Raw genomic sequence first — 14,319 nt, 5'->3', positions numbered from 1 at the left:
CAAGCAAAACATAGTGGTGGTGAAGATACCAGAAAACAGGATTGTCAGCCTCACTGCGTCGCCCAAAAAAAGAGTCCCTTAATAATTTAAGCAGCGCTGCATAAAAGTTAAAAAACACTTAAACCGCATTTTTCCGCCAGCACGAAAGCATAGAAAAAAAACTATTCTAATAACGTCAAACACACGTGCAGCGAAGAGCAGACAGAATACATACCTGAAACCTATGACGCCTCTTATGCATTCATTCTTTACCATCACCTTCTTATATGAATAACGATTCAGTTTTTCATAATAATAAAGTTGTAAAGATTAGCCAGAAATGTGCCGATAGCACTTATAAGACAACACAGCAAATAAGGAAAATAACGATATGTCATGGATTTATCGTATTTCTATGAGAATGAAGTTATTTATCGCGTTATTCCCTCTGCTACTTGCGCTGATATGGTTTGCCGGTTCAGGCATGCTCAGCCGTATCGGTACCGAACGACAGATGGACACTATCGGTCAGTTAACAACGCTTGCCCGCAGCACGGGAGATGTTGTCCACCAACTGCAACGTGAACGTGGAATGAGCGCCGGTTTTATCGGCGCGCGTGGACAGCAGTTCCGCGATGAAATCATCGTGCAACGGAAATTAACTGACGACGCGCTGGTAAAGTTGAACCAGGCGCTAGCCAGTACGGACACGAATTTAACGCAGGGCAATATTGCCGCCCCGCTAAAGATGTTTAAGGAGAGTATTCAGTCCCTCGACGCCATCCGTAATGCGATAAGCGCACTAAATATAGAGGCGTCAAAGTCGACGCAGTTCTATACGCAGACCATCTCCGGTCTGCTGAGTTTCGTTGGTGGCATAGGCCAGTTAAGCGCCTCCGGCCCTATGGTCAATGAGTTGGCAGCCTTCTATAGCCTGCTGAATTTAAAGGAGCAGGCCGGTATCGAGCGCGCCCTGCTTACCAATGTCTTCTCTGTTGATCGTTTTAGCGACGGTCAATTTCGTATGCTCAGCGATGTGGTGGGTAAACAAGAAGCCTGGCTGACCGCCACCCGCCGCTTTAGTAGCGCTGCTCAGGCTGCGGAGTTGGATAAAGCCCTTGCGTCGGCCGAAGTCACCCGTGCTCTTGAGCTGAGAACGATTGCCTTAAATAAGGCGCAGGAGGGGGGATTTGGCGTCAAACCGACGGACTGGTTTACTGCCCAGACCAAACGCATTGAGATACTTCGCCAGGTAGAAACCCAGGCGGCGGATACCCTGCTCGCGCATTCGGCTGCACTGGCTCACAACGCACGTATTGACTGGCAATCCTTCCTGGCGATCAGTCTGGTAGCCCTGTTCATTGCAATCGCCTTTGCCATGATGGTGGTGCGCAGTATTCAACAACAACTAACCAACACACTAAAAACCATTAATGAGATGGATGGCGATTTGACCCGCCGCCTCGATGTGCCGGGTAGCGACGAGCTCTCTGCTCTTAATCGCGCCTACAATCAGGCAATTGAAAACATTCAGCATATCGTGCAGGAAATTAAATCGGGCGCGCTGATACTCAGCAACGCCAGCAGTGATATTACCGACGGTAACCAGGATCTGGCTCAGCGTACCGATGAGCAGGCAGCATCCATCGTTGAAACCGCCGCCAGTATGGAACAGATATCGACGGCCATCTCCCAGACGGCCCATAACGCCAGCGAGGCGGAACGACTGACCCAATTGATGGCAAACGACGTGCTGGATGCGACCCGCGTTTCCAACGAGGCCAGCCAGAGCATGGCGGCTATCCGTTCGTCCAGCGACAATATTTTCCAGATTGTGGCGTCAATCGATGAGATCTCGTTTCAAACCAACTTACTGGCGCTAAACGCCGCCGTTGAAGCCGCCCGCGCGGGGGAACTGGGCAAAGGTTTTGCCGTTGTGGCGGCAGAGGTGCGTCATCTCTCCCAACGCTGTGCCAGAGAGGCCAGCCTGATTCGAGAGTTGGTTAATCAGAATATGGATAACATTGGCGAAGGGGTGCAACGGGTTTCGGCATCCGAGGCGGCACTGAAAGCGGCGGCGGATACGACCGGGCGGATGAAGCAATATGTCAGTGATATCGCCCGCGCAGCCAATGAACAATCGCTTGGCGTAACACAAGTGCATCAGGCACTGAATCAACTGGAGCAGGTCACCCAGCAAAACGCGGCGCTGGTTTCCCAGATGGCAACCGCCAGTCAAATGCTTGACGCACAGTCAAAATCGATGTCCACGCTTGTTGACCGCTTTGTATCCTGAGATAACGGAAAGCAGACATCTGGTCTATCCGGGTGTCTGCCGCCCTCTCAGGACTCAACAACGCTTTATTATATTAACCGTAAACGCGACATAACGTCCCGGTTATACTCAACGTCCAGTCACCGGTCACTGCCGGAATAAACACCGACTGCCCCTCTTTGAGGGTCACCGTTTCGCCGCAAGGATGGTGCAATAACGCCCGCCCATCGATCACTAAAACAATCTCTGCACTCGAAGTCTGTATAGCAACATCTTTCACATCGCTATAAACATCAAAGCAAAAATCCTCCACCGGAATCGGATAATGGTGTTTTCCTGCTTCACTTATCGGCCGCATGCGTAATTGCTCCGCATAAATCGGTTCAAATACCGTGCAGGCAATAAGCTCCTTCAGGTTAATTTTTTTCGGCGTTAACCCGGCTCGCAGAACATTATCGGAGCTGGCCATCACTTCCACGGCGACGCCATGAACATACGCATGTAACGTACCGGGAGAGAGAAACATCGCCTCCCCTGGCTGCAATGTCAGGCAGTTGAGAAACAGCGGCGCGAACAGGCCAATATCGTCAGGATAATATTGATGCAGGCGTAATATAAACGTCGCCAGATTATCGTCATACCCGTCCCTGGCATTATCAATAAGCCGATTTAATGCCTGCTGTTTTTCCTCCTGCGGTAGCTGCATCACCAGGAGGAAAAATGCCTGCAGTGTTTCTGCGCAGGGGGAGACGGCTAATTGTGTTAACGCATCACTGAGCGACGGAATATGAAGCGGCGTAAAATTGTCCACTATGTCAGCGGGGTTACGAAAGCCGTTCATCGCCATAAACGGCGTCAGCGCATAAACCAGCTCTGGCTTATGGTTATCATCGTTGTAATCAGGCGGGTTATCCGGATTTTGTTGTTGGCGCTGAAACCCCGCCTGCGCCTGCGCTTTTTGCGGATGAACCTGAATCGACAGCGCACTTTCAGCGGCAAGGATCTTTAACAGATACGGTAGCTCACCGAATTGCCCGGCAATTTTACTGCCGAGCATGGCCTGCTTATCAGCGGCAATCCGTTCCGTCAAAGAACAGGTGCCGTCTTCACAGACAACCTGAGAAATCCCCGCCGGATGTACGCCCATCCATAATTCTGCCTGCGGTTGGTCATCAGGATTCGGAATATGAAAACGCGTGTTGAGCGCGGAGCGACTCCCCCACGGATAATTCTTCACCACATTTACGAGTGGATAGAAACAGTGACTCACGTCGATTACTCCTCGTCAGTGAACTGGTTGGTTTGGGCAAGCGTCTTAAACCATACCCCGTTGCGCTTTATATGCCGCTCCCCTGTTTCAATATCGAGACGATAAAAGCCATAGCGACGTTTGAAGGAATTAATCCACGACCAGTTATCAATGAAGGTCCACTGGTGAACACCAAAACAGTTCGCCCCATCCGCAATAGCCCGATGTAGCTGAATTAAATGCTCCTTCATCAGACCGATACGGAAACTGTCATCAATCTCGCCATCAGCCTGAACCGGTCCCTCAGATTCGAGATCCATGGCAATACCAATTTCTGCCAGATACCATTTAATATTGCCGTAGTTGTCGCGGATATTTGCGGCGATATCGTAAATCGCCTGCGGCAAAATTTCGTTATTATCCCGGTATGGGTTAAAGCGCCCGTGCGGATTCACATAATTTTCGAAATAAAATTCTGGGGTGAAATAATCGAGGATGTAGGCGGACTCCCGTGCTTTTACACGCCGGGGGACATAATAATTGACGCCAAGAAAATCGATATGCGACGAAGTAATCAGGTCAACGTCGGCTTTCGCCACCTCTGGCAGGCACTTATTCGCGACGAGGATTTCGCATAACTCTTTTGGAAACTGATGTTTCACCAGCGGATCGAGAAAACTGCGGTTGAACAGTAAATCGGCATACGCGGCGGCTTTTTTATCTTCAACAGAATCATTGCGGGTGTAGGACGGCGTCAGATTCAACACCACACCAATCTCGCCGTCCAGCGCCAGTTGTCGATAGACCTGAACCGCCTTTGCATGCGCCAGCATAATATTGAATGCCACCTGCGCCGCCAGCTTGCCATCTTTTTTGCATGGATAGTGGAAGTCATACAAATAGCCCCCTTCAACCGGCACAATCGGCTCGTTGAAGGTTATCCAGTATTTCACTTTATGGCCGAACAGGGTGAACGCGGTCTGTGCAAAACGGGCGAACAGGTCGGTGACTTTCGCTGATTCAAAACCGCCATATTTTTTCTGCAGCGCTTCGGGCATATCAAAGTGGTAAAGGTTGATCATCGGCTCAATGCCGTTGGCGATCATCTCGTCCAGATATGCATGGTAAAAACGCACCGCGTCGGCATCGGGCTCACCCGTTTCAAAGTCGGCAATCAGCCGCGACCACTGAATCGAAGTGCGAAAAGAGTTGAAGTTCAACCCTTTCATTAACGCCACATCGTCTTTGTATTTGGTGTAGGTTTCACAGACCTTTTGCGGTCCCATTTGCTGATAAAACCGCTCAGGGTGTTCAGCAAACCAACTGTCCCAAATGGAACGATGTGCTTTCCCTTCTACACCTTCGGTTTGTGGGCCAGATGCTGCTGCACCCCAGAAAAATCCGTCCGGGAATTGATACCGGGTCATAACGCCTCCTCAGATAAAAAAAGGCTGCGCCCAACGGACGCAGCCAATGTCACTACTCTGCAGTCACTTCAATGGATTTAATAAACATGTAGCCCCAGTCGCCCGGGAACTTGCCGAAGCTAATGGTGTTTGTGCCCGCGTTTAGCGTCACAGGCACAACCATTTGCTGACCTTTTTCATCGGTCTGCGGGAATTCAACCTCGACTGGCGCCCCCTCGTTCACAACAAACGAATTCTTTTTACCGCCCCATTTACCGTTGAAGGTCACGTGTAACGCGAAGCGCCCCTCCCAGGGAACCTCCACCTGCCAGGTAACCTTGTCGCCTTCACTGGCGAACGGGCCGAGAAAACCGTCATCGCCAATGGCAAGCTGGTTTTCACTGGCTTTCACCACATTCAGTTTGCCTTTACTGACGTCCAGCACGCCGCCGCCAAAAGTACAGTAATCAGCGGGTGATTTACCGACGGCCTCTTTCACTGTGACGTTGACGGTTTTGCGGGTACGCAATAGACCATCGTCAGCCGTAAACGTCAGTGCATAGCTGCCAGGCGCTGAGAACCAGGCACGGGTTTCAGCTTTACTGCTGTCGCACAGATGCGCCTTGTCATTGCCGTTATTGCTCCAGCTCAGCGCCAGTTTGCGGTCAGGCAGATTGTCGTCTGTCGCGGTGGCTTTCAGCGCCACGCCTTTATCCTGTGTTGTCGTCAGGGAAGCGGTCAGCGCAACGGTCGGGGCTTTATTCTCCTGAGTATGTTTCACGCTGATCACGTTCGATGGTGCTGATGCCCCGCTCTCGTTTTTGGCTATCACACGGTAGTAATAGGTTTTTCCCAACTGCAAGTTGCGGTAGTCGTCGCGGAACAAGGCCATCGTCGCCGGATTCCACTCGTTCACCCCATCAGAGATATCTTTGCCGACCACCTGCCAGGGGCCGGTTGCCGATGTGGCACGCTCAACATCGTAGTCGCGCCCAACGGCGGCCCCCATCCAGTTAATGGCAAAAGGAGAATTGGTTTCACGCAGACGTGGCGCATCCGGTACGGGTAGCGCAGGCGCCTTATCTAAACCGGCAAGCTGCGCGGAGGCCGTGCGCACCAGATTCACCACCTCCATTTCCTGATTCGCTTTGCCTTCTGGCGTGAATCCTGGCAGGTGGTAGCTGTAGTGGCCGGTGTACTCTTTGTGCCAGTAAAAACCGCCATCATGGCGATGGCCGCGAAAGCCCCAGATAAAGCCACCAATGGCCTGCGCGCCGTTGACCTCGCTGTGCACAATTGACTGCATAATGTCATTGAGCTGCGCATGGTCGAGCAGGCCAAATTCGCCGACCAGATAGGCTTTTTTACCGCCAATGGCCTGCAGATCTTTGCTGACCTGATCGGGGTGGTTATTCCCGGCATTGGTGTAGTAGTGGTTGCTGACGATATCGATATTCGGATCGGTCAGGGCAAACGCATTTATCTTTTTATAGGTACCGTCAACGATGAGCTGATGCGGTGCCCACTTACGGATCCATGCTGCCGTTTGTTTGAGGAAATCGGCATTGGTATTTTCCAGCTCATTGCCCGTTTCCCAGGCCATGATTGCTTTTTCATCGAAGTAGGCTCGCCCGGTTACCGTATTGGTACGAGTAATCACCTGACGAATAACGTCCAGATAGGCTTTAAAGGTTTTACTGTCAGTACGGTAAAAATCCTCGGGTTTTTCATGATAGAACGCGGCCAGTTGTTCACGGCCGCCCCACCACCACCAGTGATCGATAAAGGGCAGGATTAAACGCAGCCCTTGTTTATCGGCTTGCGCAATCATGTTGTCGTAAACTTTCATCGCCTCTTCATTCAGACGCGGCATACCATCCGGCGTTTCAGGCGCGAGAATATGCGTTGCGCGCCCGCAGGCTACATCGTTTTCCTGTTGAACAGAAAGTACATAGACACGCTGCGCTTTGGCGCCGGTCTGCACCATCGCGCGGATCCAGTTTTCCTGTTCTTCTGCCGTTGGCCATTTGAAGTACTGTCCCCAACCGCGTGGATCGGCTTTGCAAACCCCACGCGCGTCATCCTCAATGCGATGCAACTCCGGCGCGTGGATACCGGCAAAGCGAAAGACGTTGTTGCCGTCTTTCAACTGCGCACCATCACGGGTGATAAAATTTTCGAAATGCGACTGTTCTGCGGCCATAGCCCCTGCGCTTCCCAACACCGAAAGCATCGACACCAGCAGCCATTTGCGTAAAGGTTTAGACATGTTCATCTCTCCTTAGAACCACACTTCTGCCTGGACGCCAAAGTTTACGGTGTCCGTACTGCCGCTACGGCTGTACCCCCCGGCGGAAATGGTGTTGGTGCTCCAGTCATAGTTGCCATCCAGGGCATCAGATACGCCTTTATCCCATTTGGCGTACGTTACAAAGAAGCGCAACTGCGGGCGACTCCAGTAACCCGAGTCGAACGTCAGGGTTGGCGCGACGGTCACTTTCGTCAGCCCCCCTTTACCTTTGCCATTCACACCTTTGTAGTTTTCATCATCCAGATACTCGTAGCCCACTTCATACTGCATGGCGAAATTCTTAGTTATCTGGTGATACGGACGAACCCCGGCTACCCAGCGCGTGCGGCCCCAGCCGTCGGCATCGCTGCTCCACCAGCGGTAATTTTTATCCTTCTGGTAATAGGCGAAGGTCGAGATATCAACGTTATTCACTGATGCCATGCTATCCAGTATGACGCGCCACGACTGGGTATCGTCCAGGTTGGCCCAACCCCAGCCATTTTTACCCAGCGAATCACCCGCCCCCAGGCCGCGCCCATACTGCATAACCAGTTTTGAATAGCCGCCGGTCAGCCCCCAGAAACCATCAAAATTGTAAACCCCGGTGATGCCATAGCCTTTTTCAGCAGACGTTGGATGGTTTTCGTTGCGGTTCATGTGATGACCGACGAATTCAAGATCCAGACCGGTGCCGCCGATTTTCTTCAACCACACGTTGAGGGAATAGTCATCCGGATAACCCTGGTCGCCCTTATCAACGGGATAGGCTTTGGTTTCATCGGTCGGAGAGAAGGCATAGACACCGGCATCCAGGCTGGCAAAACCGAGATCCATATGATCGAAACCGCCACCGGTACCGTTGTACTGAATGTATTCCCAGTCGTACTGGTGGCTTGAGGTATTGGAACTGCTGTAGCGCTTGCCACCCCAGAAGGTGATGTCCGGGGCAAAGTCGAGATGGCTTAACTCAACAAATCCCTCACGGAACTGCGCGTCATGACCATCGTCGTCCCGGCAGTTCCAGTCAGCGGTACATTTGCTCTGATGGGTAATATTGGCCTGAATTTTTGCCACCGCGCCTGATGTTGATTTCAGGGTAACCTGGGGAATTAATTCGATTTTGGTGTCTTCTTCGTTCCCCAGACGCCATTTTCCATCGGGCATCAATCCTACGGAGTCGACGCGGTTGCCATCGGAATTCGCCAGAATGCCGGAACGAATATAGCCGTGAAGCGTGAAGTCATATGCCTTGACCTCCTCGGCCTGGGCGTTCGCGCAGAGTGCAGCGTTAATGAGTAAGGCCAGAGGTATTAATCGGTTCAACCTGTTCATGATTTTCCTTTTTCTTTTTCTGAGTGAAAGAGCGTCTTATTGGCGCGAAGGGAAATTTACGGATCAAAAAAGGAAAAGTACATCCGGATATGGAAAGCGCTTTCCATAATTGCCGGATCAAATCACAAAATCGAGAATAATGGCAATGATAACGTGATGAAAATCACACAAATGGGTGTGAGTTATAAAAAAGCCAGCGCGGTCATCGCGCTGGCCGGGAAACGGCGGCAGGTTTACTTACTCTCTGCATCCAACAACTGGCGTTCATACACCCTAAAGAATGGCCGGTAGATCATCCAGGAGTTGAACAACGCAAACAGGCACATAAACATATTTTTCCAACTGCCGTTTGCTGACCAGGCAGCGCCGAGCGGCGATGGCATTGACCAGGGTAACATCGCCACGGCGCGGTCCAGTACGCCAAGGTGTGTGAGATACCAGGCAATACAGGCATTGATGACAGGAACAAAAATAAAAGGGATTAAAAATATGGGGTTAAGGATAACCGGAAAGCCAAACAGAATAGGTTCGTTGATATTAAACAGCGAGGGAATAAAGCCAAGTTTCCCGACGCTTTTCAGTTGCCGGGAGCGGCTGCGTAGCGCCATAAAGATCAGTGGTAAGGTGGAGCCTATTCCGCCAATCAGCAGATAGAAATCCCAGAAACCCTGCAGATAAATATGGGGAAGCTGTGCCTGCCCGCTAGCCAGCGCCTGCTGGTTTTCAAACAAATAAGTCATCCAGAAGGGGTTCATGATGCCGGTCACAATTAAGGCGCCGTGGATGCCGACAAACCACAATAAATTACAAATAATCAAAGAGATAAGAATAGCCGTCAGCGTATCAGAGGCGATAATTAACGGGCGAAAGGCTTCGCTTATCAGACCCGGCAGGATCATGCCGGTGGTCAGCTTTAACGTCATATTTACCGCCGTGACAGACAGCATCACCACCAGCAACGGCACCAGGAGCTGGAAACCATTTCGCGTCATCACCGGCACCTCATCCGGCAGGCGTATACACCAGCCTTTATTGTAAAAAAACCTAATAACTTCAATACTATAAAAGCTTGATATCAACGCGCTAAATATCCCTAACCCTCCTAAATAAACATTGCTCCCATCCGTGGTTTTAAAGCCAATAAAGAGCAGAAAACTTATGCACCCTGTCAGGCCCGATAACCTTTCCGGCAACTGGTATTGCTTAGCAAGACTGGCGCTGGCCCCAAAGGCAATGATTAACGCCACCAGACCAATCGTCAGTTCAAAGGTGGGTAAAAGCATCGGGCGAACAAACTGGTAGTAACCGCCAAACCACGAGAAAGGGTTAATGGAAACAGGCGGAAAGATCAACGGCACCATCAGGCTACCGACGATAACGAAAGGCATTGCCAGCGCAAAACTGTCGCGCATGGCGGTAATGTGCTGGCTGCGGGTGAGCATATTGGCAAAAGGGGTAATACGTTGCTCGATCAGCACAACAACAACATTCATAAACTGAATGTTCATGATGGAACCTATTTAATCCACGAAGTCGCGGGATCATCGCTTACATCGATCCAAAGTGAAAGTCTCAAACTGGTGATCGTGCTCACATTTAATGCATCCATCTATGGAAAGCGCTTTCCGTTTTGAATCCACAAAGTCTATAGTGCGCCCATTCTCGTCACACAGTCAGGAGTCTTTTCATGAAAAAAATCATGCTTTGTTGTTCCGCTGGCATGTCGACCAGCTTGTTGGTGAAAAAAATGGTGGAAGAGGCGGAAAAGCGCGGTCTGGACGTTGATATCAAAGCCTTTGGTGTCGCGGAATTTGAACAACAAGTGGGGCATTACGAGGTCGTTCTTCTTGGCCCGCAGGTGAAGTACATGCAGAAGGATCTGCAACACAAAGCGAATGCCTACGGTATTCGCGTTGAGCCCATCAACATGATGGATTACGGGATGCAGAAGGGTGCAGCAGTTTTAGATTTTGCCCTTTCATTAATCGACAATAAAAAATAAGGGACACGCCATGAGTTCTCTGTACTCGAAATTAATCGCGGTGATTGAGCAAAAAATCACGCCGCTGGCCGGCGCCGTCGGGCAGCAAAAATACGTTACCTCTATTCGTGACGGTTTTATCCTTGCGCTGCCGTTTATGATTGTCGGCTCTTTTATGCTGGTGTTTATTTTTCCGCCCTTTTCCCCCGACACCACCTGGGGATTCGCGCGCGCCTGGCTGCAATTTTCGCTCGATCATCGCGCCAACCTGATGCTGCCGTACTATTTCAGCATGGGCATTATGACGATATTTATTTCCGTCGGGGTTGCCGCCAGTCTCGCTCGTCATCATGAACTGGATCCGCTGACGTCAGGCATGCTCTCGCTGATGGGCTTTTTGCTTATCGCCGCGCCGCTTAAAGATGGGCAAATTTCGACGGCGTATTTCTCCGGACAGGGGATTTTCACCGCCCTGCTGGTCGCCATCTATACCACGGAGCTGTACGCCTTCCTGCGTCGTAACAACATTACCATCCGCCTGCCGCCTGAAGTCCCGACCGGGGTGGCACGTTCGTTCGAAATCCTCATCCCGGTTCTTGCCGTGGTGCTGACGCTGCATCCGCTGAATCTGGTTATCGAAGCCCAATTTGGCATGATCATCCCGGAAGCGATCATGTCGCTGGTTAAACCGCTGGTCGCCGCGTCGGACACATTACCCGCCATTCTGCTCTCTGTGCTGGTGTGCCAGATCCTGTGGTTTGCCGGGATCCATGGCGCGCTGATCGTCACCGGCATTATGAACCCTTTCTGGATGGCGAACCTGTCCGTCAACCAGGCGGCCATTGCCGCAGGCACCGCCATTCCCCACATTTATGTGCAGGGTTTTTGGGATCACTATCTGCTGATTGGCGGCGTGGGTTCAACCTTACCGCTGGCGCTGCTGTTGATTCGCAGCAAAGCCGTGCACCTGCGCACTATCGGCCGCATGGGTATCGTTCCTGGTATGTTCAACATCAATGAACCCATTCTGTTTGGCGCACCGATCATTATGAATCCGCTGTTCTTCCTTCCGTTTGTGCTTGTGCCGATGGTCAATGCCACCCTGGCCTACCTGGCACTCGACTTCGGACTGGTCGCCCGTATGGTCTCGATGACCCCGTGGACCACGCCGGCGCCGATCGGCGCCTCCTGGGCGGCGAACTGGGCCTTTAGCCCGGTCATTATGTGTCTGATTTGTATGGTCACCGCCACCGCCATGTATTTTCCGTTCTTTAAAGCCTACGAAAAACAGTTACTTGCACAAGATGCCGCTGAAAATCAGCCATCCGGTGCTACAGGCCAGTCAGAAACCGCATAACTGCAATAACCGAACTCAGAGGATGTTATGGAATTAGAAGAGCAAGTCATGGGCATTATCATCAATGCCGGGCAATCACGCAGCCTGTGCTATGAAGCGCTGCAGAGCGCCAAAGAAGGCAATTTTGCCGATGCTGATGAAAAAATGCAGCAGGCGCAACACTTTGCCCGTGAAGCGCATTTAGTCCAGACCCAGCTTATTGAAGCCGATGAAGGCGAAGGAAAAACCAAAATGACGCTGGTGATGGTGCATGCCCAGGATCACCTGATGACCTCCATCCTTGCGAAAGAGCTGGTAACAGAGCTTATCGACATTTACCGCACGCGCCATTAATTGCACGACACCGAAGAGAGGCGCAGCCTCTCTTCTTTTACTGGAGGATGACAATGCTTCACCTTGGCCTTGATATTGGCGGTACAAAAATGGAAGCGGTACTGCTGGACCAAAACGGCACGGTTCGTTTTCGTGAGCGGCGTCCAACGTATAAAGCCGACTACGCCGGATTTCTTCATCATCTCGTCGGGATGGTGGAATACATCAAAACCGAACAGAAGCAGGAATTTACCATCGGGATTGGGCTACCGGGTGCGATAGACCCGGAAACCGATCTTATCAAGAATTGTAATTGTCTGGTGCTGAATGGCGAAAATTTAGCAAAAGACCTGGCCTGTCGCCTGGAACAACCGGTTTTTCTGGCCAACGATGCCGACTGTTTTACCCTCTCCGAGGCCATCGACGGTGCGGGCCAGGGTTATGGGACAGTGTTTGGCGTTATTATCGGCACCGGATGCGGCGGCGGCGTGGTGGTGAATGGACAGTTACTCAGCGGCCCCAACGCCATTGCAGGCGAATGGGGGCACAATCCACTGCCAGGCTGGACAGCAGAAAAAGATGGCCCGGTTCAGCACTGCTATTGTCTGCATGAGAACTGTATTGAAAGCTATATTTCCGGCACCGGATTTAGCCGTCGTTTTAATGAGAAACAGGCAAGCCAGCTAAGCACGGAGTCGATCATTGCCGCAGCCGAAGCAGGCGATCCGCTGGCATTCGCCCATTATCAGCACTTTATCGACGCTTTTGCGCGCAGCATCGCCGGGGTTATCAATACGCTCGATCCGCATGTCATTGTGATTGGCGGCGGGCTTTCTAACGTTGCATCGATCTATCGCGACCTTCCACCAGCTATCAAGAGGTACATTTTTTCGTCCTCTTGTCACACTACTATTGTGAAAGCCAGGTTCGGCGATGCCAGCGGGGTTCGCGGCGCTGCATGGCTGCCCACGCTTCATTCACACCAAACCGATACGGCGCGCCGTACAGCGTAAGTGACTAAAACTGGTCTGCATTTATGGTATTATTGGGAGAAAATCGCCATACAGAAAACACCATGCCTACTATTGATGATGTTGCAAAATTAGCCAATGTTTCCCGCGCCACGGTTTCACGCGTGCTGACCGGCACACGTGGCGTGCGCGACGATAGCCGTGAAGCGGTGTTAAAAGCCGTTGAAGTGCTCGACTATCGTCCCAGTTTTGCGGCGCAGACGCTGGCCAGTAATACATCAGGTTATATCGGTATGGTGTTGCCCGCGCATGAAGCCAGTTTCAGCGCGACGCTTTTGCCTCGCCTGTCGCTTGCGGTGAAAGCGCTCAATAAATCATTACTGATTCAGTATGTTAATGATGAAAACGAGCAAAAAGCCGCCATACACAGTCTGCATCATCAATGCGCTGCGGTGGTGACCTTAAGTCATGCCAGTAGCGATATGCCAGCCAATGTCATCGCCTTTGACGCCTTTTCCACTAAAGGAAGCGCCAGCCAGGGCTATAATTATGCTTTCGCGGCAGAAAGCGCCTGTCGTTACGTGCTCGGGAAAGGACACCGCAATATTGCCTTGCTCGTTGATAATGAAGACGACGTTGCCAGTAAGCAGATGCTGGAAGGGTATCGCAGCGTTTTGCAGAATTACTCGCTACCGTTTAACCGCCAGTTGCTGGTCATGGCCAACAACAATATCGAACAGGCATTGTTAAAGCTCATTAACAGTTTTACAAAATACACGGCAATCATTGCCAAACGCGACAGCTACGCCGCCGAGGCCATGCGTTTATTGCGTGAATTTAATATTGCCGTACCGCAAGAAGTCTCTATCGTCAGTCTTGAGGATTCCCCGCTTGCCGCGTTGCTTTATCCTACGCTGACCTGCATCGCTTACCCTGTCGATCAATTGCTGGAACAATGTATACAACGTATTCAATCGTTAATTGATGGGCACCCTGTCTTTGTGGAAGAGGGCAAATCGATTACCGGACGCCTGGTGGCACGCGCATCGGTAACCGATATTAACGCGATGTGAAATTCCCTTTCGCGTAAATGGGCGCAGCGGGAAAACCTCGACATAAGGAGCACGATTCTGTCGCTGTAGATGACCTTGCCTGCCCTTATCC

11 protein-coding genes are annotated in these 14,319 nt (G+C 51.4%); 6 read left to right on the top strand and 5 right to left on the bottom strand.

Annotated elements, in window-relative coordinates; translation table 11 throughout:
- Positions 1-370 precede the first annotated feature (370 nt).
- The gene (locus ABU190_RS01090) at positions 371-2,275 is read left to right on the top strand and encodes a nitrate- and nitrite sensing domain-containing protein (RefSeq protein WP_354690140.1); all 1,905 of its coding nucleotides are present in this window, start codon (positions 371-373) and stop codon (positions 2,273-2,275) included.
- A 73-nt stretch (positions 2,276-2,348) separates the two neighbouring features.
- Here ABU190_RS01090 and manA read toward each other — a convergent pair whose 3' ends face one another.
- The 5 genes from manA to ABU190_RS01065 all read right to left on the bottom strand — a co-directional run bounded on the left by manA (position 2,349) and on the right by ABU190_RS01065 (position 10,042).
- Positions 2,349-3,524 carry a mannose-6-phosphate isomerase, class I gene (gene manA, locus ABU190_RS01085; protein ID WP_354690139.1) on the bottom strand — a complete coding sequence of 392 codons (1,176 nt, stop codon included), beginning with the start codon at positions 3,522-3,524 and terminating at the stop codon, positions 2,349-2,351.
- Positions 3,525-3,529: 5 nt separating this feature from the next.
- Entirely contained in the window at positions 3,530-4,930 is a 1,401-nt protein-coding gene (locus ABU190_RS01080) for a glycoside hydrolase family 1 protein (RefSeq protein WP_354690138.1), read from the bottom strand.
- A 52-nt stretch (positions 4,931-4,982) separates the two neighbouring features.
- Positions 4,983-7,178 (bottom strand): CBM35 domain-containing protein, encoded by a 2,196-nt coding sequence (locus ABU190_RS01075; RefSeq protein WP_354690137.1) that lies wholly within the window; start codon positions 7,176-7,178, stop codon positions 4,983-4,985.
- A gap of 12 nt (positions 7,179-7,190) precedes the next feature.
- Entirely contained in the window at positions 7,191-8,534 is a 1,344-nt protein-coding gene (locus ABU190_RS01070; protein WP_354690136.1) for a carbohydrate porin, read from the bottom strand.
- Positions 8,535-8,767: 233 nt separating this feature from the next.
- The gene (locus ABU190_RS01065; RefSeq protein WP_079496212.1) at positions 8,768-10,042 is read right to left on the bottom strand and encodes a PTS transporter subunit EIIC; all 1,275 of its coding nucleotides are present in this window, start codon (positions 10,040-10,042) and stop codon (positions 8,768-8,770) included.
- Positions 10,043-10,221: 179 nt separating this feature from the next.
- Here ABU190_RS01065 and ABU190_RS01060 point away from each other — a divergent pair, with 179 nt between their 5' ends.
- The 5 genes from ABU190_RS01060 to ABU190_RS01040 all read left to right on the top strand — a co-directional run bounded on the left by ABU190_RS01060 (position 10,222) and on the right by ABU190_RS01040 (position 14,228).
- The gene (locus ABU190_RS01060) at positions 10,222-10,536 is read left to right on the top strand and encodes a PTS sugar transporter subunit IIB (protein WP_039079806.1); all 315 of its coding nucleotides are present in this window, start codon (positions 10,222-10,224) and stop codon (positions 10,534-10,536) included.
- 10 nt (positions 10,537-10,546) lie between these two features.
- A complete protein-coding gene (locus ABU190_RS01055; RefSeq protein ID WP_354690135.1) occupies positions 10,547-11,872 on the top strand; it encodes a PTS sugar transporter subunit IIC in 1,326 nt (441 codons plus the stop codon).
- A 27-nt stretch (positions 11,873-11,899) separates the two neighbouring features.
- Positions 11,900-12,205: a PTS lactose/cellobiose transporter subunit IIA gene (locus ABU190_RS01050; RefSeq protein WP_296442064.1), complete on the top strand. Its 306-nt coding sequence runs from the start codon at positions 11,900-11,902 to the stop codon at positions 12,203-12,205.
- 53 nt (positions 12,206-12,258) lie between these two features.
- Positions 12,259-13,197 (top strand): ROK family protein, encoded by a 939-nt coding sequence (locus tag ABU190_RS01045; protein WP_354690134.1) that lies wholly within the window; start codon positions 12,259-12,261, stop codon positions 13,195-13,197.
- A gap of 62 nt (positions 13,198-13,259) precedes the next feature.
- Positions 13,260-14,228: a LacI family DNA-binding transcriptional regulator gene (locus ABU190_RS01040; RefSeq protein WP_354690133.1), complete on the top strand. Its 969-nt coding sequence runs from the start codon at positions 13,260-13,262 to the stop codon at positions 14,226-14,228.
- Positions 14,229-14,319 lie beyond the last annotated feature (91 nt).

The organism is Phytobacter sp. RSE-02, assembly GCF_040578655.1.
Classification (GTDB): domain Bacteria; phylum Pseudomonadota; class Gammaproteobacteria; order Enterobacterales; family Enterobacteriaceae; genus Phytobacter; species Phytobacter diazotrophicus.
The sequence above is the reverse complement of the archived record's forward strand: the minus strand, read 5'-3'. Positions and strand labels throughout refer to the sequence as shown.

Bases quoted from the DNA above. Each gene is read 5' to 3' on its own strand.
- ABU190_RS01040 (WP_354690133.1), top strand. From the start codon at position 13,260: ATGCCTACTATTGATGATGTTGCAAAATTAGCCAATGTTTCCCGCGCC.
- ABU190_RS01060 (WP_039079806.1), top strand. From the start codon at position 10,222: ATGAAAAAAATCATGCTTTGTTGTTCCGCTGGCATGTCGACCAGCTTG.
- ABU190_RS01080 (WP_354690138.1), bottom strand. From the start codon at position 4,930: ATGACCCGGTATCAATTCCCGGACGGATTTTTCTGGGGTGCAGCAGCA.
- ABU190_RS01045 (WP_354690134.1), top strand. From the start codon at position 12,259: ATGCTTCACCTTGGCCTTGATATTGGCGGTACAAAAATGGAAGCGGTA.
- ABU190_RS01065 (WP_079496212.1), bottom strand. From the start codon at position 10,042: ATGAACATTCAGTTTATGAATGTTGTTGTTGTGCTGATCGAGCAACGT.
- ABU190_RS01075 (WP_354690137.1), bottom strand. From the start codon at position 7,178: ATGTCTAAACCTTTACGCAAATGGCTGCTGGTGTCGATGCTTTCGGTG.
- ABU190_RS01070 (WP_354690136.1), bottom strand. From the start codon at position 8,534: ATGAACAGGTTGAACCGATTAATACCTCTGGCCTTACTCATTAACGCT.
- ABU190_RS01050 (WP_296442064.1), top strand. From the start codon at position 11,900: ATGGAATTAGAAGAGCAAGTCATGGGCATTATCATCAATGCCGGGCAA.
- ABU190_RS01055 (WP_354690135.1), top strand. From the start codon at position 10,547: ATGAGTTCTCTGTACTCGAAATTAATCGCGGTGATTGAGCAAAAAATC.
- ABU190_RS01090 (WP_354690140.1), top strand. From the start codon at position 371: ATGTCATGGATTTATCGTATTTCTATGAGAATGAAGTTATTTATCGCG.